The organism is Cellulomonas sp. H30R-01, assembly GCF_010119915.1.
Taxonomy (GTDB): domain Bacteria; phylum Actinomycetota; class Actinomycetes; order Actinomycetales; family Cellulomonadaceae; genus Cellulomonas; species Cellulomonas algicola.
Window position 1 is genome coordinate 662,464 of sequence record NZ_CP048210.1, and the last position, 21,359, is coordinate 683,822.

Annotated in this window: 15 protein-coding genes; 9 read left to right on the plus strand and 6 right to left on the minus strand. The window is 74.6% G+C overall.

All coding sequences use genetic code 11. The features are described from left to right. Window positions 1-37 precede the first annotated feature (37 nt). Window positions 38-1,099, minus strand: a complete 1,062-nt coding sequence (locus GXP71_RS02960) for an ATP-dependent DNA ligase (RefSeq protein ID WP_162351437.1) — start codon at window positions 1,097-1,099, stop codon at window positions 38-40. 411 nt (window positions 1,100-1,510) lie between these two features. Between GXP71_RS02960 and GXP71_RS02965 the strand changes: the two genes are divergently transcribed. The 5 genes from GXP71_RS02965 (at window position 1,511) to GXP71_RS20230 (ending at window position 9,212) form a co-directional block, all read left to right on the plus strand. After that, window positions 1,511-5,206, plus strand: a complete 3,696-nt coding sequence (locus GXP71_RS02965; protein WP_162351438.1) for an ALF repeat-containing protein — start codon at window positions 1,511-1,513, stop codon at window positions 5,204-5,206. A gap of 3 nt (window positions 5,207-5,209) precedes the next feature. Next, complete coding sequence (locus tag GXP71_RS02970; protein ID WP_124342825.1) at window positions 5,210-5,614, plus strand: hypothetical protein; 405 nt, start codon at window positions 5,210-5,212, stop codon at window positions 5,612-5,614. A 78-nt stretch (window positions 5,615-5,692) separates the two neighbouring features. Then, window positions 5,693-6,208, plus strand: a complete 516-nt coding sequence (locus tag GXP71_RS02975; protein ID WP_124342826.1) for a hypothetical protein — start codon at window positions 5,693-5,695, stop codon at window positions 6,206-6,208. Between the two features lie 53 nt (window positions 6,209-6,261). After that, window positions 6,262-7,728: a trypsin-like serine protease gene (locus GXP71_RS02980; protein WP_162351439.1), complete on the plus strand. Its 1,467-nt coding sequence runs from the start codon at window positions 6,262-6,264 to the stop codon at window positions 7,726-7,728. Next, window positions 7,725-9,212, plus strand: a complete 1,488-nt coding sequence (locus tag GXP71_RS20230) for an FG-GAP-like repeat-containing protein (RefSeq protein ID WP_238402582.1) — start codon at window positions 7,725-7,727, stop codon at window positions 9,210-9,212. Before GXP71_RS02980 ends, GXP71_RS20230 begins: the two co-directional genes overlap by 4 nt. 62 nt (window positions 9,213-9,274) lie before the next feature. Here the strand turns inward: GXP71_RS20230 and GXP71_RS02990 are convergent, their stop codons facing one another. From GXP71_RS02990 to GXP71_RS03005, 4 genes are all read right to left on the minus strand, one after another. After that, window positions 9,275-10,063, minus strand: a complete 789-nt coding sequence (locus GXP71_RS02990; protein WP_162351440.1) for a hypothetical protein — start codon at window positions 10,061-10,063, stop codon at window positions 9,275-9,277. A 269-nt stretch (window positions 10,064-10,332) separates the two neighbouring features. Then, a complete protein-coding gene (locus GXP71_RS02995; protein WP_202924325.1) occupies window positions 10,333-10,605 on the minus strand; it encodes a hypothetical protein in 273 nt (90 codons plus the stop codon). Then, window positions 10,602-12,089, minus strand: a complete 1,488-nt coding sequence (locus GXP71_RS03000) for a hypothetical protein (protein ID WP_162351441.1) — start codon at window positions 12,087-12,089, stop codon at window positions 10,602-10,604. The genes GXP71_RS02995 and GXP71_RS03000 overlap by 4 nt, the downstream gene beginning before the upstream one ends. Continuing rightward, entirely contained in the window at window positions 12,071-12,394 is a 324-nt protein-coding gene (locus GXP71_RS03005) for a DUF6507 family protein (RefSeq protein WP_162351442.1), read from the minus strand. Before GXP71_RS03005 ends, GXP71_RS03000 begins: the two co-directional genes overlap by 19 nt. A 492-nt stretch (window positions 12,395-12,886) precedes the next feature. Here GXP71_RS03005 and GXP71_RS03010 point away from each other — a divergent pair, with 492 nt between their 5' ends. Next, on the plus strand, window positions 12,887-14,290 hold the full coding sequence (locus GXP71_RS03010; RefSeq protein WP_238402584.1) for a S1C family serine protease: 1,404 nt from the start codon (window positions 12,887-12,889) through the stop codon (window positions 14,288-14,290). A 109-nt stretch (window positions 14,291-14,399) separates the two neighbouring features. Further along, window positions 14,400-14,960, plus strand: a complete 561-nt coding sequence (locus tag GXP71_RS03015; protein WP_162351443.1) for a GNAT family N-acetyltransferase — start codon at window positions 14,400-14,402, stop codon at window positions 14,958-14,960. A gap of 11 nt (window positions 14,961-14,971) precedes the next feature. Here GXP71_RS03015 and GXP71_RS03020 read toward each other — a convergent pair whose 3' ends face one another. Next, on the minus strand, window positions 14,972-17,698 hold the full coding sequence (locus tag GXP71_RS03020) for a LuxR family transcriptional regulator (RefSeq protein WP_162351444.1): 2,727 nt from the start codon (window positions 17,696-17,698) through the stop codon (window positions 14,972-14,974). A 113-nt stretch (window positions 17,699-17,811) separates the two neighbouring features. Between GXP71_RS03020 and GXP71_RS03025 the strand changes: the two genes are divergently transcribed. Continuing rightward, window positions 17,812-18,900 (plus strand): class I SAM-dependent methyltransferase, encoded by a 1,089-nt coding sequence (locus tag GXP71_RS03025; protein WP_238402586.1) that lies wholly within the window; start codon window positions 17,812-17,814, stop codon window positions 18,898-18,900. A gap of 104 nt (window positions 18,901-19,004) precedes the next feature. Next, the gene (locus tag GXP71_RS20235) at window positions 19,005-21,326 is read left to right on the plus strand and encodes an alpha/beta fold hydrolase (RefSeq protein ID WP_238402588.1); all 2,322 of its coding nucleotides are present in this window, start codon (window positions 19,005-19,007) and stop codon (window positions 21,324-21,326) included. Window positions 21,327-21,359 lie beyond the last annotated feature (33 nt).

A 21,359-nucleotide genomic window follows, 5' to 3' on the forward strand; every position in this document is an offset into this window, starting at 1 on the left:
CGCTCTCCGTGCGGCCGCCGGGTACCGCCTCGGCACGTCAGCGGCCGAGGATCTCCGCGAGGTCGAACGTCACGGGGGTCTCGAGCTGCGCGTACGTGCACGACTCGGGGTCACGGTCCGGGCGCCAGCGGCGGAACTGCGCGGTGTGCCGGAACCGGTCGCCCTCCATGTGGTCGTACGCGACCTCGACCACGAGCTCGGGGGACAGTGGGACGAACGACAGGTCCTTCGTCGCGTTCCACCGGCTCACCGCGCCCGGCAGCCGGTTGCCCGCGTGCGCCTCGGCGTCCGCCCAGCGACCCCACGGGTGCTCCGCGAGGGACACGTCCCGGTACGGCGCGAGGTCGTCGAGCAGCGTCTTGCGGCGCGCCATCGGGAACGACGCGCTGACGCCCACGTGCTGCAGGTCGCCCGCCTCGTTGTACAGCCCGAGCAGCAGCGACCCCACGACGTCGCCGGACTTGTGCCAGCGGAACCCCGCCACCACGCAGTCCGCGGTCCGCTCGTGCTTGATCTTGAACATGGCCCGCTTGTCCGGCTGGTACGTGCCGTCGAGCGGCTTCGCGACGACCCCGTCGAGTCCCGCACCCTCGAACCGGGTGAACCAGTCCTGCGCCTCCGCCAGGTCGCCCGTCGCGGGCGTCACGAACACCGGGTCGTGCGCGTCCTTCAACGCGTCGACGAGCGCCGCACGCCGCTCGCCGAACGGTCGCTGGGTCCAGTCGTCGTCGCCGAGCGCCAGCAGGTCGAACGCCACGAAGCTCGCGGGCGTCGTCCCGCTCAGGAGCTTCACGCGGCTCGCCGCCGGGTGGATGCGCTGCTGCAGCGCGTCGAAGTCCAGCCGGTCGCCGGTCACGACGACGATCTCCCCGTCGAGCACGCAGCGCTCCGGGGTGTTCGCCTTGATCGCCTCGACGAGCTCCGGGAAGTAGCGCGTCATGGGCTTCTCGTTGCGGCTGCCCAGCTCGACCTCGTCGCCGTCGCGGAACACGATCGTCCGGAACCCGTCCCACTTCGGCTCGACGTGCCCCACGTCGGGGATCGTCGGGACGGACTTCGCGAGCATCGGAGCGACGGGCGGCATCACGGGCAGGCGCATGGCCCCATCGTGCCCGCCCCCGCCCACACCGGCCGGGCGAACGGGTCCGGCGTCGCGGTCCTCCTGCGGGCGGCACCGGCTGCCGCGATCGTGCGGCAGCGGCGAAGTTGTTCACCGCCACGACGTCCGAATGCCGCCGAACGTGGTCATGGAGTGGTTAACATCCGTCGCCGAGGGGTATGTCTCGCTCGCCGCAGGACGCTCGTCCCGCGGCCGGGATGCCCCCTCCGTCACGTCCCGGTGCTGCCGACAGCGATGTCGCCCTGCCTCTGGCCGTGCTGGTCCGAGCGGGTCCTGGTCGATGTCGTCGGTGCTGGGTGATCGCGGTCGTGGTGGCGGGGAGCCACGACGGCCGCGCCGGAGGGGGAGTTCGTGGCACGCATCGGGTGGCGAGCGCTGTGCGCTGGTGTGGTGGCGGTGGTCCTGGGCGTCACGCTCGGCACGACCCCGGCCCTGGCGGCCGAGCCTGACGAGGTGCTGGAGGCGCGCCCCTGGGTGGTCTCCCTGCTCTCGACGGGGACACCGTCGGTCCGGCGGGCCGCCGAGGTCGCGCTGGTCGGCTCGGACGCCGACCTGCGCACGTTCGTGGAGTCCGGCTTCGGCACCGCCGTCGCCGCGGACTACCGGGCGTCGGCGCAGGTGCTCGCCGGCACCGACGGTCCCGCGCTCCGGTCGGCCGCGACCGCGGCGCTCGCCGGGCCCGCCGAGTCGCTGCGCGCGTTCGTCGACGGCGGGTACAAGGCCGCCTGGACCGCGGACGAGCGTCTGCGTGTCGCCCGGGCGCTCGACGCCGGAGGCCCGGCGACCCGGGCCGCGGCGCAGAAGGCGCTCGCGGGAGACGCGGAGGCGTGGTCCGACTTCCTGTCGACGGGGCTCCCGCTCGCCCAGGCCGCCGACGAGCGGCTCATGGTCGCGACGATGCTCGCGGGAGCGCCCAACAGCGCGGGCGCCGCGCTCGACGCGGCGGCGCAGTCCGCCCTCGCCGGCACCCCCGAGGAGCTGCACGAGTTCCTGGTGCACGGGCAGGACGTCGCGCGGGCCCGTGACCAGGAGATGGCGACCGTCCGTGGCCTGACCGAGAAGGCCAAGCAGGCCGGTCAGGTGACCGCGACCGAGGCGGCCGCGGCGTCGGAGGCGTCCGCCCGCGCCGTCAGCGCGGCGGAGCAGGCGAAGGCGGCCGCGCAACGTGCGCTGGACGAGGCCCGCGCGGCAGGCGGCGCGGCGCAGGGAGCGTCCGCGGCGGCCGGTCGCGCGGCCGACGCCGCGGCCGGGGCACGCGCTGCGGCCTCCGACGCGGTCGCGGCGTCGAGCGCAGCGCTGCGGGCCGCGCAGACCGCCGCCGACGGCGCCCGGCAGGCGACGGCCGCAGCGTCCCTGACGGCGCGTGCCGCGGCCGAGGCCCAGTCCGCCGCCGCAGCGGCCCGCACCGACGCGGGCAAGGCCGCCGCCGCACGCACCGCGGCGCAGGCCGCACGCGACGCGGCCGCCCAGACCGCCGTCCTCAACCAGGTCAAGGCGCAGCGCGACGCGGCGCTCGCGCAGGCACGCGCCGCGTCGTCGGCCGCCGCGAGCGCGAGCACGAACGCCGACCTCGCGGCCCGGGCGGCCGACGAGGCGTCGCGGCAGGCGGGCGTGTCGTCGTCGCAGGCGCAGCGCACCCAGCAGGCGGCCGCGGCGGCCAAGGCGCAGGCGGCACGCGCCGCCTCGGCCGCCCGACGTAGCCTGAGCCTCGCCGAGGCCGCCGCGGCGGCGTCGGACCAGGCGTTCGACTTCGCACGCCAGGCGGGGGAGCACGCGACGCGCGCCGCCGCAGCCGCCGACGAGGCAGCGGCACACGCCGGCGAGGCGGCGCAGGCTGCCACGCAGTCCGCCGCGCACGCCGCGGAGGCCACGGCGGCGTCGCAGCTCGCGGTGTCCGCCGCGACGCAGGCCGCCGAGGTCGAGAAGCTGGCCCGCGACGCCGACGCGGCCCGTCTCGCGGAGGCGACCGAGCAGGGCGTGGCCGACGCGCAGGAGGCGGTCGCCGCGGACGCGGCGGCGCGGGCGGCGGGTGGTGAGACCCCCGGGTGGGACCGCAACGTGCGGTGGGACACCGCCGAGGACGCGCGCGTCCCCACCGCGACCCGCACGCTCCTCCAGGAGGCGACCGCCCCGGGCGCGTCGACGCAGGTCGTGCTCGCCAAGGGCCGGCAGGCCGCGCTGGCGCTCGCGACGACCGGCGGGGAGTGGACGAAGGCGGCCGCGGCGGAGGCCCTGGCGGGCGACGAGGTCGCGCTCCGGTCCTGGCTCACCGTGGGGCGCACCCAGGCGGCTGGTCAGGACGACCGGGCCCGGGTGTGGCACCTCGTCGACACCCTGCCCGACGGGCAGGAGCGGACGGCCGCGCGTGCGTCGCTCGACGGCGACGACGCCGCGGTGGCGACGTTCCTCAAGACGCGCGCCTACCCGCGCAAGATCGTCGACGACCGCCTGGCGCTGTCCCGGATCCTCAACTCGAACCCGGGGCCGGCGCTGTACGCCGCGACGCAGAAGGCGCTGGCCGGGACCGCGCAGCAGGCGCACGAGTTCCTGCGGGACGGCCAGCACGTCGCACGGGCCGCCGACCAGCGGGTCGAGATCACGCGGGTCATGGACGCCGGGGGCGCCGAGGTCAAGGCCGCAGCGCAGGTCGCTCTCGCGGGCCCGCCGTCGTACGGCACCGACTTCCTCGCGGTCGGCCAGTTCCAGGCCGCGCAGCGGGACAAGGAGCAGGCCGCCCACGTCCAGGCGGTCCGGGCGCTCGTGCAGCAGGCGCAGGAGTACGCCCAGAAGGCGCTCGCGGACGCGGCCGAGGCCAGGCGCGTCGCCGCCGTCGCCAAGGGTGCGGCCGCGGAGGCGGCCGCCGCCGCGAACCAGGCCGCGGCCGCCGCGAACCAGGCCGCGACCTACGCGGCCCAGGCGACTCATTCGGCGGCTGCGGCGAAGGCGTCGGCCGACCAGGCCGCGCAGTCGGCGCAGACGGCGAAGGACGCCGCCGCGAAGGCGCAGGTCAGCGCGAACAACGCGGCACGCTCCGCCCTGACCGCCAGCGCCGCGAGCGAGCGGGCCGAGGTCAGCGCAGCAGCCGCGCAGGCGGCGAAGAGCTCCGCACGCGCCTCGGCGGTCGCGGCGGGCCGCGACGCGGTGGCCGCCAACCAGGCCGCCCTCGAGGCCGCGACGACGTACAGCGTCCGGCTGAGGCAGCAGGAGGTCGCCGACCGGAACGCCGCGCCGGGCAGCGGGCCCGACGGCACGACCAGCGCCGACTGGGCGCACCGGTACGAGAACTGCCTGAACCCGCTCGACAAGCCCGCGCAGCGACCGGAGTGCCAGGAGGCCTACCGCGAGATCGTCGGGCTGATCACCGACCCCGAGAAGTGCAGCCGGCCGCTCAGCCGTGACGCCCTGGGCTGCCAGATGGCGTCCGCGTTCTGGAAGGACCTCACCGAGCTCGCCGAGGAGGACCCCGAGCTCCTCGCCTCGATGGGGCTCGACGCCTTCCAGCTGCTGCTCGGCCTCTGCGGGCTCGCCCCGGGCTTCGGGGAGGCGTGCGACGGGGTCGACGCGATCATCTCCGGCTTCCGCGGCGACTGGCTGGGAGCCGGCCTGTCGATCGCCGCGATGATCCCCGTCTTCGGCTGGCTGCCCGGCGGCGCCCGCATCGGCGCCGACGCGACGCAGCTCGTGCGCGCGCTGGACAAGGTCGAGGACGTCCTCGCCGCTCGGCGCGCCGCGAACGCCGGGGCGCACCTGTCGGACGAGTACCTCGACCTCGCGCTGAAGCACGTGACCGACAGCGGCGACACCGTGCTGGGGCGGTTCCCGCAGTACATCGACAAGGCGCAGGCGCGCGGCGCGAGCTACTTCGACATCGGCAGCGCGTGGGACGACGTCATCGCGCGTGGCGACGACCCCTGGAGCCTCAACGTCGCGTTCCTCGACGACCGGATCGCCGCCGGCGACCGGATGCTGCTCTCGGTGCCGAAGCAGGACGTCCTGCCTGGCACCTACCTGAGCAAGGAGATCCAGTACCTCCTCGACCACGGGTACGTGTGGGTCAACCAGTGGTCGCTCGTGCCGAGGGGATGAGCCGTGAACCCGATCCTCGCGTTCATCGACGCGCACATGGACTACCTGTGGGAGGGCGACCGCTACTCGGTCGTCGGCTCGCAGTCGCGCAGCAGCAACGGCGGCGACGCCCTGCTCGTCGTCGAGTCGCCGACCCTGCGCCTCCGCTTCGTGCGGGACCGCGGGCAGCTGCTGCTGGACTTCCAGCCCGCGGCGGAGCACCGGGACGAGTGGTGGTCCGTGGACCTCGTCCGTCGCCTGCTCCTCGGACGGCCCGAGCCGTCCGCGGTCCTGGACGAGTCCTACGCCGCGTTCCTCGGCGAGCACCTCACGGAGGTCGAGGCGCGCTTCGGCGCGGAGCGGTGGCCGGCGACGAGGGACGAGCTGAAGAAGCTCAAGGTCCGACGCTCGAAGGAGATGTGGGGATGAGGGCGCCGACGTGCGCCCGCCGTGGTCGCACCGTCGGGGCGTCCAGGTCGAGAACTGCAGGCGAGAGGAACGAGTGACGTGAAGAAGGTCGTGGGGTGGGTGGTCGCGCCCGTCGTCGTGGCGGGAGTGGCGGTCGCGTGGGCGAGCAGCGCCGGTGCTGCGGACTCGCCCGTGGAGGTGCAGTCCTCGTTGGTGGAGGACTACGCCTACCCGGGGGCGGACGCGATCCTGGCGGAGCACGGGCTCAAGGTGTTCACCGGTGACGGGCACGTCGAGCCGGTGTCGTCAGGGGAGTTCGGGTCGGGCTCCTGCGCGCCGGGCCTGATCCAGGTCGAGACGATGGTCGAGGAGGAGCCGTACGGCGCGTACTACTGCTTCCGCACGTCGGGCACGCGCGGCTTCCTGACCCTGGAGGTCCCGCACACGTTCCTGCTGCGCGGTGGCGACAAGCCCGTCGAGGCGACCGCCGAGCTGGCGAGCGGCACCGAGGAGACGTACGCCGTGGCGCCGAACACGTCGGTCGCGGTGGACCCGGGCGAGGGTGCCGAGATGCCGCAGGCGATCCTCGTCGAGCTCCGGTTCGGTAGCTGGTGAGCGCGCCTGACCGTCCCCGCCGACTGCGGACGCGAGCGCTCCGGACGGGTGTCGTGGCCGCGGTGCTCGCCGGCGTGGGCGTGCCCGCCGCGGTCGCCGTCCAGGGCAGCGCGCCCACGGGCTCCGTCGCGCAGGCGACCGTCAAGGTCGACGTCGGCACCGACCGCTCCTGCTCCGGAGCGCTCGTCGCGCCCGCGTGGGTCGTGACGGCGAAGTCCTGCTTCACGACGGGCGGCGTCGCCGTCGTGCAGGGCGCCCCGAAGGTCAGCACCAAGGCCACGGTCGGGCGGGTCGACCTGACCAGCACGGCCGGCCGCGTCGTCACCGTCGACCTCCTCGTGCCGCACGCGGACCGCGACGTCGTGCTCGCACGGCTGTCGACACCGGTCACCGACGTCACACCTGTGAAGATCGCGTCCGCGGCGCCGGTCGTGGGCCAGGAGCTGACCGTGACCGGCTACGGCCGGACCGCGACGCAGCTGGTGCCGGACACCGCGCACGCCGCGACGTACACCGTCGCCGCCGTCGCCACCGGCACGGTGGACCTCCGGGCGCAGGGCGCCGGTGCGACGATCTGCAAGGGCGACGCCGGCGGTCCGACGCTGCGCGCCACCACCGGCGGTGTCGAGCTCGTCGCCATCCACCACACCGCCTACCAGGGCGGCTGCCTCGGGGCGACCACGACCCGGCAGGACGCGACCGACACCCGTCTGGACGTCCTGCGCACCTGGATCACCGGCATCACGGACCCGGCGCCGGTCGTCACGCACGTCAAGCACGTCTACACCGTCAACGGCGGACAGGTGTGGGAGGCGGCGTCCGACAACGGGTGGCGCAGCCTGAACTCGGCGATCACCACGTCCGGGCCTGTCGCGGTCCTCGCCGTCGGGGGCGTGAAGTACGTGTACACCGTCAACGGCGGCCGGGTGTACGAGGCCGCGTCGAACAACGGCTGGAAGAACCTCGACACCGGCATCACCACGTCGGGCGCCCTCGCCGTCACCGCGATGAACGGCGTCAAGTACGTCTACACCGTCAACGGCGGACAGGTCTGGGAAGCGGCGTCCAACAACGGGTGGCGCAACCTGAACTCCGGGATCACCACGTCCGGTCCGCTCGCGGTCATGGCGACCGGCGGCGTGAAGTACGTCTACACCGTCAACGGCGGCCAGGTCTGGGAGGCCGCGTCGAACAACGGCTGGCGCAGCGCGAGCTCGGGCATCCCCACGTCGGGACCCGTCGCCGTCGCCGCGATGGACGGCGTCAAGTACGTCTACACCGTCATCGGCGGGCAGGTGCACGAGGCCGCGTCGAACAACGGGTGGAAGGTCCAGAACTCGACCGTCACCACGTCCGGCCCTGTGGCGGCGATGGCGTTCGACGGCGTCAAGTACGTCTACACCGTGAACGGTGGTCAGGTGTGGGAGGCCGCGTCGAACAACGGCTGGAAGAACCTGAGCTCCGGGGTGTCGACGTCCGGGCCGCTCGCGGTGCTCGACCTCGAGACGGTGACCCGGTGAGCGGCGTGGGTCTGCTCGACCGCCGCGTGCGTCGCGGTGCCGTCCGCACCCTCGTGGCGACGCTCGCGCTCGCGTGCGTCGGCGTGCCCGCGGCGTTCGCCGTGCAGGGTGCGACGCCCACCGGGACGACGGCTGCGGCCACGGTCCGGCTCGAGATCGGCGCCGAGCGGGCGTGCTCGGGAGCCCTGATCGCCCCGACCTGGGTCGTGACCGCGAAGTCGTGCTTCGCCGACGCGACCGGTGCCGTGGCCCAGGGTGCCCCGAAGGTGGCGACGAAGGTCACGGTCGGTCGGGTCGACCTCACCGGGACCGCCGGGCGGGTCGTCAACGCCGACCTGCTGGTCCCGCACGCCGAGCGGGACGCGGTGCTGGTGCGGCTCGCGTCCGCCGTGAACGACGTGGCACCGGTGAAGGTCGCCACGACGGCACCGGTCGCCGGGGAGTCGCTCACCGTCACCGGGTACGGGCGCACGACGACGCAGCTCGTCCCCGACACCGCGCACGCCGCGACCTACACCGTCGGCGCGGTGGGGACGGCGACCTTCGCCATCCAGGCGCAGGGGACCGGATCGACGATCTGCAAGGGCGACGCCGGCGGCCCTGCGCTGCGGAGCACGACGAGCGGCATCGAGCTCGTCGCGATCCACAGCACCGCCTACCAGGGCGGGTGCCTCGGGGCGACCACCACGCGACAGGACGCCACGGAGACGCGGCTCGACAACCTCGGCGCCTGGATCGACCAGCAGATCCCGCCGCTGCTGACGACCCTCGCGGCCGCCGACTGGAGCGGCGACGCGCACGCCGACGTGCTCGGCGTCGACGTCCGCGGCGACGTCTGGTACTACCCGCACAACGGAAACGGGCTGACCGCGCGCGCCAAGATCGGCAGCGGCCTCGCGACCTTCACGCACGTGATGGCGGCCGACTACAGCGGCGACGGCAAGGCCGACGTCGTGGGCGTCGACAGCGCCGGGCGGCTCTGGTACTACCCGCACAACGGCAACAGCCTGTCGACCCCGGTGCAGATCGGGTCCGGCTGGGCGACGTTCACGCACGTCACCGCCGGCGACTGGAACAGGGACGGCCGGGCGGACATCCTCGGCGTCGACGCCGACGGGCTGCTGTGGGTGTACACGAACGTCGGGCTGGCGCTGCCCTCGCGTGTCCAGATCGGGAGCGGCTGGGGCTCCTTCACGTACGTCCTCGCTGCCGACTACAGCGGTGACGGGCACGCCGACGTCGTCGGCGTCGACTCCTCGGGGAGGCTCTGGTACTACCCGCACAACGGTCCCGGCCTGTCCGCTCCCGTGCAGATCGGCGTCGGCTGGGGCACCTTCAAGGAGGTCATGGCCGCCGACTGGAGCGGCGACGGACGCGCCGACATCATCGGCGTCGACTCCGCCGGCAGCACGTGGGTCTACGAGAACAAGGGCCTCTCGCTGCCGGGTCGCGTCGCGATCCCCGGCGCGCCGCAGATGCGCTGACCGGACGGCCGCACTGCCGGGACCTCTCGCAGGACGTCCCGGCAGTGCGGCCTCGGCGCGCTCTAGGTGGTCGAGGCCCAGCCGAGTCGGGCCGCCACCACGTCTGCCGTCGCCGACGGGAACTCCTCCCAGCCCGGCTCCAGCACGTCCCGCGCCAGCGCGTGCAGCGCCCGCGCGGCCTCCTCGACGGGGGCCGCCAGTGCCGCCGCGAGCCGAGGCGCGATCTGCGGGTAGGCCGCCTCGAAGCGACGCGACGGGTCGATCGCTTCGCGGTCCCGCACCTCCGTCGGGATGCGCGCGCGGATCGCCAGCACCAGATGCTTCACGGCCCATTGGCGCACAATCTCGCCGCCGCTCAGCACCTCCCCGCGCCGGGCACGACCCACGCCGACCATCAGCTTGACCAGGACGAGCGCCGCGTCGTTCGCGGGATCCGGCTGCGGCTCGTCCGCGGCACGTCGACCGGACGACTCGACCAGCGCCGCGAGCGTCCCGTCCTCGTCGATCACGACGTCGTGGTGCACGAGCGTCGCACCGCCGAGCTCCGCACCCGTGGCCGCCGCGAACTCCATCAGGTGCCCGTCGTCGTAGAGCACCGCGAACCCGATCGCACCCTCGCGCGCGACGGTGACGACCCGCTCCGGGTCCGGGAGCCACGAGCGCACGTCGCGCACCTCCTCGCCCTTCCCGTCCGCCGCGATTACGAAGAAGTCGTGGTCGGACCACTCGTCGCGCCTGCCGGCCTCCGACCGCGCAGCCGAGCCGAGCAGCACCAGGCCGACCGCGGACGGATGAGCCCGGACCGCCGCGACGAGGGCCGCGGTGTGGTCGTCGAAGCTGCGGACGGGCATCAAGATCCTCCGGGGACGTGCACAGGACGGGGAAGTCCGGACGGTAGTGGACCGTGGCGGTCCGCTGGGAGGCGCAGTGCCGCGACACGCGGTCTGTGGTTGCACGAGTGCGCCGAGCGCGCACCGGTCGGACGTCACGACGCTCGACCGGCCTGGGTTCACTCCAGGTTCTTCAGCCAGCAGAACAGCCCGCTCCTCCTGTTCCACGAGGTGTCGTTGCTGCCGTCGATGGATGCCCAGCCCAGGACCGTCTCGCCTGTTCTCGCGGCTCAGGCCTCATGCCACGTGTACGAGCGCCACAAGTCGGGCAGGTCGCGCGCGTCGGCCCATCTGGTCGTCCCGGGAGTGACCGAGATGCCGTCCGTCACTCGCCAGTCTGGCTGCCACGGGTAGATCGCTGACTCCTCGGAGACCTCGGAGGGGTCGAGCCAGGCCTCGCCGCCGCTGTCGCAGAACAGGATGACGCGGCCGCTCTCCGTGACAAGAGGACACACGAGGCCCTGGTCGTCGTTGGGACACTCGGCGAGCCAGATCATCTTCACCGTCCCATCGGGATGCCGGCGACCGGGTAGGCCGAGATCACGTGGTCCCCCACCGTGACGAGCTTGATGTAGGAGACAGACGGGTTGCCCGACGCGACACCGCTCTGGCCGCCGACGAACCCCACGTCACGGTGCATGTTCACGTAGAAAACCCTACGGCGACCCTGCACCTGGACCACAGCGTCACCTCGCAGAACAGCACCCCAGGCCTCATCCGTGGTCCGAAGAGGGTCTGCGGTGAAGACCCCGTGCGCGCCCGGCCTCGTCGGCGCGTCGGCCGCATGGTTCAGGACATGGTCGACCCGTGAGTCGAAGCGTGTGTCCGGATCCGGGCCGAAGATCAACCCTGCCGGCGAGCGGTACGTCCCGTCCGACAGGAGGGCGAGCGTGAAATCGCCAGGGAAAGGAGCGTCGGCCTCGGTCACGGTTCTTGACGCCGACGCCACGTCGTCCATCGCGAGGCTGGTTCGAGCGGCCGGCAGGATGCGAGCGGGCATCGCCGCGTCGTGGAGAACGGCACTGGTGCGGCTCATCGCGGCCGTCGCGCGAGCTCCCTTCAACAAGGCGCCAGCGGGGCCGAGGCCTGGGAGGAGGAACATCGCGACGGTTCCTGCAGCGCGTGCGGGGTCGTCCTTCCAAAGGTCCCAGGCGACTGTCGACTTTGCGGTCTCGTAGCGGGCGTCCGAGCCGATGGAGTCCGTCCGGAAGAGGCCGCCCATCGCTGTGAACGAGGCCGCTGCGTACGACCAGTCGTGGTGCCACGACTCGTCGAAGCCGACCAGACCGGCGGCGCCGACCACGCCGCCCCACACGTTGTCGACGGCGATGCCGTCCCAGAGGAAGTGCTTGACCTGGACGGCGGCGGACTTGGGGCACGGGTCGTGGCGGCGGACGACGTGGCCCCACGGCTGGTCGTCGGCGGGGAGGGTCGTCGCGCGCGAGAGGTGCAGGCCGTCCGGGGTGCACTCCCGTAGGGCGCTGTCGCCACGCGTGGCGGCGCGGATGCGGAGGGCGCACTGACGGGCCGCTTCGTCGAGCAGCGACTGCTGGACGCCGACGGCGTGCACGAGCCGGGTGTTCTCGTCGACGAGGCCCTGGTCGCCGTCCCAGCGTTCCCTCGCCGCGGCGCGGGTGCGGAAGGAGCGGGCGTCGTCGCGCAGGCCGGAGAGGGTGCGCTGGAGGGGGCGAATCGTCTCGGCGTACTCGCGGACGGCGGACGCCACCTGCGCGAGCGCGTCGGCGTAGCGCGCAGCCGCCGGCTCGACGGGGAGGATGCCGTCGAGCAGGGCGGGCGCCTCGGGGGCCTCGTAGACGGCCGACAGCCCGCGCCAGCGGTCGACGAGTTCGGCGCCGCCCGCGCGCAACGCGCGCGACGAGCCGACGAGGTCGGTGGCGAGCCGGTCGAGGTCGTCGGGCTGGAGGTCGCGGCCGGGGATCGCGTCCGGGTCGATGCCGGCGTACGTCGTCACGACGTCCAGCCCCACGCCGTCTGCGCGGCACGCAGGGTCTCGTCGGCCATCTGCTCGTCGCCCGCCTGGTAGAGCGCGGACGCGTCGGAGGCGGCGGTCGCGAGGGCCGCGACGCGTGCGAGGTTCGCGGCCGTCAGGGCGGTGTACGTCTCGACGAACGCCACGAGCTCGGTCGCGACGAGGGCGTCGTGCGCGGCGGCCATGACCTCGACGCACGTGTCTGTCGCTCGCCCGACGACGGCGGCGAGGTCCGTCGACGCCGTGTCGACGCGCTCGAGGACGCCGACCACGCCCGCGGGATCGATCCGCCACCCCGTCACCGGACCTGTCCTCGCGAAGTCGTGGCCGGGAGGTCGGTCGTGGTGCCTCGCGTCGTGCGCATCGCGTCCCCCTGCATGGTCCCGTCGGGCCGGTCGTCGTCCCCCGTCGAGCGCAGAGCGTGCCCGACCCGAGCCGACGCACGTCGAAGTTGTGCACAGGTCTGCGTCTCACAGGTGGCGCACGGGTCCGCTCCAGTGCCCGTCCGGGTTCGGGGCGTTGTGTGGTCCTCGACGACGGACGACGCGTGAGCCGAGGAGGACACGATGGACGACACGACCCGCACCGGCGGCACGCCCGGGGACGAGACGCCCCGATCGACGCGGGGCACGAGCCCGGAGCCGGCGACGGAGGGCACGGCGCCCGACAGGACCGGCACCACGGCCGGGCCCGCGGTGCCCGACGCGAGCACCACGGCAGACCGGCCGACGACGGCGGCAGCGTCGCAGCACGCCGCTCCAACGGGCGCACCTGCGCCGGTGGCAGCCGCTCCGGTGAGTGCACCCCCGCAGGTGCCGGCCGCACCGGCGAGCGGACTCGCGCCCGTGCCCGTCGCGCCCGCGGGTGCACCTACCGCCGTGCCGGTCGCTCCGGGCTACCCGGCCGCGGCAGAGGCCGCGCCGACCGGTCCGTACCCGCCGGGGGCCAGCTTCGGGCCGTTCCGCGCACCGACCGCCGCCGCGCCCGGCGGGCCCCGGATGCCCAAGCCGCCGCTGAGCGTGCGCCGCGGCGCCGCCGCCGGTGTGGTCGCCGGCGCGCTCGCGCTCGGCCTGGTGGTCGGTGGGGGCGCGGCGTGGGGGATCACGAGCGTGCTCGACGGGCACGACCGGCCCCAGGTGTCGGACGCCGAGTGGCCGTCGCGGCCGTGGTCCGACGGCGAGCGACCGACGATGCCCGACCTGCCCGACGGCCAGGCGCCGGGTGGCCGCACGGGTCCGGGTTCGAGCGACGACAGCAGCGGCACGGGCACGACGAGCGCGCAGACCGCGACCCCGGCGAGCGACGCGCAGCAGGTCGGCGTCGTGACGATCGCCAGCACGCTGGGCTACCAGGGCGGCGAGTCGGCCGGCACCGGCATGGTGCTGACGACCGACGGGCTGGTCCTGACGAACCACCACGTCGTCGAGGGTGCGACCTCGATCAGCGTCACCGTCGAGTCGACGGGACAGACCTACGCGGCGACGGTCGTCGGCTACGACGCGTCCGCCGACGTCGCGCTGCTGCAGCTCACGGACGCGTCGGGGCTCGCGACGGTCACGCTCGACGACGACGGCGGGGCGCAGGTCGGCGACGAGGTCACGGCCGTGGGCAACGCCGAGGGCACGGGCGACCTGGTGGCGGCGTCGGGTGCGGTCAGTGGGACGGACGAGACGATGACGGCGTCGACGTCCTCGTCGGGCAGCTCCGAGACGCTGAGCGGGCTGCTGGAGTTCTCCGCGGCCGTCGTCGGAGGCGACTCTGGTGGGCCGGTCCTCGACGACGAGGGCGAGGTCGTGGGCATGACGACGGCCGCGTCGGTCGGTGGCACCGCGACGGTCGCGTACGCGGTCGACATCGTCGACGCGGTCGCGGTCGTGCAGCAGATCGAGGCCGGGCACGCGGGCGACGGCGTCGTCCTCGGCTACCCGGCGTTCCTCGGCATCGGGCTCGGCGCCGACGACGGCACGGGCGCACGCGTCGCGGGCGTCCTCGACGGGACCCCCGCGGCCACGGCCGGACTCGCTGCGGGCGACGTCATCACGGCGGTCGACGGGACCGCGGTGACCAGCGCGGACGCGCTCGCCGCGGCGCTCGAGGGCCACGCGCCGGGCGACACGGTCACGCTCACGTGGAAGTCCGTCGCGGCGGGCACCTCGACCGAGGCCGCGGTCACGCTGGCGCAGGGCCCGGTCGGCTGACCGGGGACGGCCGACGCCGGTCGGCCGGCGCAGAGGACGGGCGGTGCCGCGGGAGGGGACGGCACCGCCCGTCGGCGCGTGCGTCGGACGTCGTCCCTACCCTGGGGCGATGACGACCGACGTCCGCCCCGCGCACGGGCGCTTCGAGGACTTCCGCCTGGTCGTCGGCACGAAGAGCCCGACCGCCGGCGGTTGCTGGTGCACCGCGTACCGCGACTCGTCGGTGCCGAACGACCAGCGTGCGGACTACATGCGGCAGCAGTGCGCGACGGATCCCGGGCCGGGCGTCCTCGCGTACGTCGACGACGAGCCCGCGGGCTGGTGCTCGGTGGCTCCGCGCTCGACGTACAGGCGGCTCATGCGCTCGCGGACGATCCCGTTCGTCGACGACCGCGACCCGTGGAGCGTCGTCTGCTTCGTCGTCCGGCCGCCGTTCCGCAAGCGCGGCCTGATGCACGTCCTGCTCGCCGGTGCGGTGGACCACGCGCGGGCGCACGGCGCGGAGGTCGTCGAGGGCTACCCGATCGAGGCCGGGGGCAGCCGCGTCGACCTGATCTCCGGGTACGTGGGCAGCGTCGAGCTGTTCGAGGCGGGCGGCTTCGTCGTCGTCGCGCCCACCTCGGGGCGGTCAGGGGGCCGTCCGCGCGTGGTCGTCCGTCGCGAGCTCTGAATGGGGCGCCGTCAGGACCGGTCGGCGAGCGCCGTCGCCAGGTCCGCACGGGTCCGCACACCGAGCTTCGTGTAGACGTTGCGCAGGTGGTACTCGATCGTCTTCGGGCTGAGGAACAGCGCCGCCGCCGCCTCGCGCGTCGTGCGGCCCGCGGCGAGCGTGCGGGCGACCTGCAGCTCCTGCGGCGTCAGGTGGTCGAGGCCCGTGACGTCCCGGCGGTGGGCGGTCGCTCCCGTCGCGCGGAGCTCGGCGACGGCCTGGTCGGCCCAGGGAGCGGCACCGAGCGCGTCGAACGTGCTGAGCGCCTCGCGCAGGTGGGTGCGGGCCTCGGTCCGACGACGTGCCCGACGCAGCCGCGACCCGTACGCGAGCCGGGTGCGCGCGGTCTCGAAGACGTCGGGGGTGCGCGCGTTCGCGGCCAGAGCGGCGCCGAACCACGTGTCGATCTCGGCGTCGGCGGCGACGAGCCCGCGGGCACGCGCGGCACGCGCGACCGACCACGGCTGGCCCTTCTCCTGCGCGCGCCGGGTGAGGTCGTCGACGAGCGGCAGGGCGTCGTCGACACGGTCGAGCCGCACGAGCGCGTCGACCATGTCGGCCGCGGGAGACACGTCGACGTCGCCGAAGCCGAGGTCGACGAGGAGCGCGACGAGCCGCAGGTAGGCGTCGAGCGCCTCCTGCGCGTCCCCGGCCCCGAGGGCGAGATCGCCGAGCGCCGCCATCGCCCACGCGCGGAAGAACCCGAGGTGCAGCGACGTCGCGAGGTCGAGCGCCTCGGCCGCGTGCGCGCGGCACGCGTCGACCGCGCCCTGCCGTGCCTCGAGCCACGCGAGTCCCGCGAGACCGGCGGCGAGGTCGGACGCCTGCCCGGCCTCGCGCGCCAGCCCGACCCCCTCCGTGTAGGTCGCCGCCGCGTCGTTCCAGCGGTCCGTCGTGGCCTGGTCCCGCGCGACGTAGAACAGCAGCATCGGCAGCGCGCCCAGGTCGGCGCGGCGGCGCAGGTGCGCGACGACGGTCGGGATGACGGCGCGCGCAGTGCCCGCCTCACGCAGGTAGAGCGGGCCGATGACGAGCCAGGGTGCGAGCGCCGGGTCCTCGAGCAGGGCGGGGTCGTCCGCGACGTGCGCCGTCGCGTCGTGCAGCCGATCCGGTCCGCCGGTGCCCGTGAGGATGTCGGCGACGCCGACGGCCATCGACCCGAGCCAGCGCGAGCGGTCGGTACGCAGGTCGGGCAGCAGGCCCTCGATACGACGTCCGACGTCCGCCGCGGTCGCGATGTCGCCCGCGTACTGCGCTGCCAGCACGCCCTCGGCCAGCAACGGGACGGCCGTGTCGGGGTCGTCGGCGCTCGACCCGGCCGCGACGAGCACGTCACGTGCCCGCTCGACGGACCCGGTCCGCGCGGTGACGGCACCCTCCAGCGCGGCGGCGCGCAGGGCGACGTCCGGCGTGCGGGGAAGCGCCGACGACGCGGCGAGCAGGTCGAGCGCCGTCTCGGGCTGACCCGCGCGCCACGCGGACTCCGCGGCGGTGACCCGTCGACGTGCCCGCACGGCAGGGTCCGGTGTGAGCGCCGCCGCGCGCTCGAACCCCGCAGCGGCGACCGCGTGCGCGCCCCGGTCGCGCGCGGCGGCCGCGGCGGCGTCGAGCGTCGCGGCGACGTCCTCGTCGGGGGCCGTGGTCGCCTCGCCGAGGTGCCACGCCCGTCGGTCGAGCGCCCCGGACGGGACGACGGCCGCGAGCGCACGGTGCACCGCGCGACGTTCGGCGGAGGTCGCCTCCGTCCAGACCGCCGACCGCACGAGGTCGTGCCGGAAGGCCACGCGTCCGGCGTCGACGGTGACGAGCCCGGCCGCCGCCGCCTCGTCGAGGTCGGAGGCGTCGGCGCCCAGCATCGTGCAGGCGGCCGCCGCGGCCGCCGGGTCGCCGACCGCGGCCGACGCCACCAGCAGTGCCGTCCGTGCCGCGGGGGACAGCGCGTCGGCCCTGGCCGCGAACGCGCGGGCGAGCGACGCCGGGACAGGGATGGGGGCGCCGTCGGGCAGCGCGCCGAGCGTGCCGTCGTCGGGCAGCTCGAGCAGCGCCAGCGGGTTGCCGCCCGTCGCCGCGAGCAGGCGCGACCGGTCCGGGGCGGACAGGCGGCGCCCCGCGCTCCGCAGGAGCACGTCGGCGTCGTCCTCGGGGAGACCGGTCAGGGTCATCGTCGGGAGACCTGCCTCGACGACGGTCGACGGCTGCCCCGCGCGGACCGCGAGCAGCACGACCACGGGGTCCGCCGTCAGGCGTCGCGCGGCAAACGTCAGCGCGTGCGCGGTCGGCGGGTCGAGCAGGTGCGCGTCGTCGACGACGAGCGCGAGGGGTGCGTCCTCCGCGGCGCGGCTCAGCAGCCCGAGGACACCCGCGCCGACGGCGAACCGCTCGCCCGCCGACCCGGGCCGTAGCGCGAGCGCCGCCCCGAGCGCGTCCGCCTGCGGTGCGGGCAACCCGTCGAGGTGGTCGAGCACCGGGCGCAGCAGCTGCAGCAGGCCGCCGAACGGGACGTCGCGCTCACCGACCACGCCCTGCGCGCGCAACGTCGTCATGCCGTGCGCGGCCGCGTCGTCGGCGGCGTCGTGCAGCAGTGCCGACTTGCCGATCCCCGCCTCGCCGACGACGACGAGCGTGCCGCCCTGCCCGACGCGCGCGCCGGCCGCCAGGGAGCGGATCACCTGGCGCTCGCGCTCGCGGCCGACCAGCACCGTCCCACTCTAGGGAGACCCCAGGGGGACCCCCTGATGCGACGCCGTAGCGCGGGCCGGGAGAGTCGAACCCGGACATTCCGTCCATGACATCCCGCTCAAGGAGAACCACCGTGACCCTCCAGGCCGACGCGCCGCAGCGCACCATCGATCCCGACAAGCTCATGTCCTTCGTCTTCCGTGCCGTCGATGAGGTCGGCGCCACGCTCAACACCGCGCTCGTCGTCATGGGCGACAAGCTCGGCTACTACCGCACGATGGCCGACGGCGAGCCGATCACCCCGGCGTCGCTCGCCGAGCGCACCGCGACCGCCGAGCCGTACGCGCGGGAGTGGCTGTCGGCGCAGGCCGCCGGCGGCTACGTCGAGTACGACCCGTCGACGCGCCGCTACACCCTGCCCGCCGAGCACGCGGCCGCGCTCGCCGACCCGACCAGCCCCGCGTACCTGCCCGGGTTCTTCCAGCTCGCCGCAGGCACCGTCCGTGACGCGCCGGAGATCCTCACCGCCGCGACCGACGGCGACGGGCTCGGGTGGCACGCGCACAACGGCGACGTGCACCACGGGTGCGAGCGGTTCTTCCGCACGATGTACAACGGGCACCTGCTGAACGAGTGGCTCCCGGCCCTGTCCGGCGTCGTGGAGAAGCTGACCGCCGGGGCGCGCGTGGCCGACGTCGGCTGCGGGCACGGTGCGTCGACGATCCTCATGGCGCAGGCGTTCCCGAACTCGACGTTCGTCGGGTCCGACTACCACGCGGCGTCCATCGCCGTCGCGCGGGCCCGGGCCGAGGAGGCCGGCGTCGCGGACCGCGTGACGTTCGAGGTCGCGTCGGCCACCGAGTTCACCGGACAGGGGTTCGACCTCGTGGCGATGTTCGACTGCCTGCACGACATGGGCGACCCCGTCGGCGCCGCGCGCTACGTCCGCCAGGCGCTCGCCGACGACGGCACCTGGATGGTCGTCGAGCCCAAGGCCGGCGACCGCGTCGAGGACAACCTCAACCCCGTCGGCCGCACGTACTACGGCTTCTCGACGCTCCTGTGCACGCCCGCGTCGCTGTCGCAGGACGTCGGCCTCGCGCTCGGCACGCAGGCCGGACCCGCGCGCATCCGCGACGTCGCGACCGCCGGCGGGTTCGATGGTTCGTTCCGCACCGCGGCCGCGACGCCTTTCAACAACGTGTTCGAGATCCGGCCGTGAGCAGTCCGCGAGCCCCGCGCCCGTCGCGAGCGCCCCAGGCCGCCGGTGCGGTCGGGCCGGGGCGAGGGGGTGACCTGGGGGCCGCGGCGGCGCAGACTGCGTCTGTGAGCCACGGCCCCCGGGCCACGCCCGGGCACCACCCCAGCCGCGCCGCCGATCCCGACGTCGAGGGCGTCGCGACGCGCGGCGACGTGCGGATCGCCTGGGCCGTCTACGGGGACCACCACGACGCGTTCGTCCCGACCGTGGTGCTCGTGCCGACGTGGTCGATCGTGCCGTCGCGGTTCTGGAAGCTGCAGGTCGGCTATCTCGCCCGGCACTTCCGCGTCGTCACCTTCGACGGGCGGGGGAGCGGCGCGTCCTCGCGACCCGTCGGTGCCGCCGCCTACACCGACACCGAGTACGCGGCCGACCTGCTCGCCGTCCTCGACGCCACGTCGACGGACGCGCCCGTGCTGGTGACCTTGTCGTGCGGTGCTGCCTGGGCCGTCCACCACGCCGCCCGGCACCCGTCCCGCGTGCGCGGGATCGTCGCGATCGCCCCGTCGTGCGGGCTCGACGTGCGCACCCCCGACCGCGACCACGTCCCCTGGCACGAGCCGCTCGACTCCACCGACGGCTGGGCGAAGTACAACAAGCACTACTGGCTCGGCGGCGGGTACGACGACTTCGTCGACTTCTTCTTCCGGCGCATGTTCCCCGAACCGCACTCGACGAAGCAGATCGAGGACTGCGTCGGGTGGGCGCACCAGATCACGCCATCGGTGCTGGCCGACACGACGGCCGGTCGGCTCGGGTGCGACGGCGCCGTGTGCGAGTCGATCGTGCCGCTCACGCGCGCCGTGACCTGCCCCGTGCTCGTCGTCCACGGCTCGGACGACCGCATCCGTCCTCTCGCGTTCGGCGAGCGCCTCGCCGAGCTCACCCGCGGGTCGCTCGTCGTCCTCGACGGCGCCGGCCACGGCCCGCCCGCGCGTGACCCCGTGAAGACGAACCACCTCATCCGCTCGTTCGTCGAACGCGTCGCCGGTCCTTCCGGCGCACCGCGCGTCGAGGGACCCGTGGTGATCCCGTCCGCGTCGTCCGTCGGGTCGGCATTCGACGCCGACAGGTCCCGGACAGGCCCCGCCGACGACGGACGCGCCGCGCCGACCCGCGTCGCCGGAGCCGGAGCCGCGGACGCCCTCGTCCGGCGCACCTGGACCCGTGCCCGCAACCGTCGACGTCGCGTGCTCTACCTGTCGTCCCCGATCGGCCTCGGGCACGCCCAGCGTGACGTCGCGATCGCCGCCGCGCTCCGCGAGCGTCGGCCCGACCTGGAGATCGACTGGCTCGCGCAGCACCCCGTGACCCGCGTCCTCGCCCAGCACGGCGAGCGCGTCCACCCCGCGTCCGCCTGGCTGCGCAACGAGTCCGGGCACGTCGAGCACGAGGCCGGCGAGCACGACCTGCACGCGTTCCAGGCGATCCGGCGCATGGACGAGATCCTCGTGAACAACTTCATGGTGTTCTCCGACGTCGTCGAGGGCGGCGACTACGACCTGGTCGTCGGGGACGAGGCGTGGGACGTCGACTACTTCCTCCACGAGAATCCCGAGCTCAAGCGGTTCGCGTTCGCGTGGATGACGGACTTCGTCGGCTGGCTGCCGATGCCCGACGGTGGCCCGCACGAGGCCGCGCTGACCGCCGACTACAACGCCGAGATGATCGAGCAACGTGCTCGCTTCGCGCGGGTGCGCGACCGGTCGGTGTTCGTCGGCTCGCTCGACGACGTCGTGGACCAGCCCTTCGGCCCGGACCTGCCGTCGATCCGTTCCTGGACCGCGGACAACTTCTCGTTCGCGGGCTACGTGACGGGCTTCGACCCGGTCGCGGCCGCCGCCGAGGCGCTTGCCGTGCGTGCCTCGCTCGGTGTCGGAACCGACGAGCGCCTGTGCGTCGTGACCGTCGGCGGCTCCGGCGTCGGCGGCCCGATGCTGCAGCGCGTGCTCGACGCCGTCCCCGCAGCCCGGTCGTTGGCCCCCGACCTCCGGTTCGTCGTCGTCGCCGGACCCCGCATCGACCCCGCATCGTTCTCCGCGCCGGACGGCGCGACCGTGCTCGGCTACGTCCCCGACCTCTACCGCCTGTCCGCCGCGTGCGACGTCGCCGTCGTGCAGGGCGGGCTCACCACCTGCATGGAGCTCACCGCCCTGCGCAAGCCGTTCGTGTACGTCCCGCTCCGCCACCACTTCGAGCAGTCGTTCCACGTCCGCGCCCGCCTCGACCGCTACGAGGCCGGCCGCCACCTGCCCTACGAGGAGGCGGTCGACCCCGACGGCCTGGCGGAAGCCATCGCCAAGGAGGCCGGCCGCGAGGTCGCCTACCGCCCCGTCGAGACCGACGGCGCAGCCCGCGCCGCCGACCTCCTCGCGGACCTCGTCTGACGGATGCGACGCCCGGGCGGGCGGTGAGCCGGG

What these genes read in the sequence shown, in the direction of transcription:
- GXP71_RS02960 (WP_162351437.1), bottom strand. Translation starts at nt 1,099, where the DNA reads ATGCGCCTGCCCGTGATGCCGCCCGTCGCTCCGATGCTCGCGAAGTCC.
- GXP71_RS02990 (WP_162351440.1), bottom strand. Translation starts at nt 10,063, where the DNA reads ATGCCCGTCCGCAGCTTCGACGACCACACCGCGGCCCTCGTCGCGGCG.
- GXP71_RS03015 (WP_162351443.1), top strand. Translation starts at nt 14,400, where the DNA reads ATGACGACCGACGTCCGCCCCGCGCACGGGCGCTTCGAGGACTTCCGC.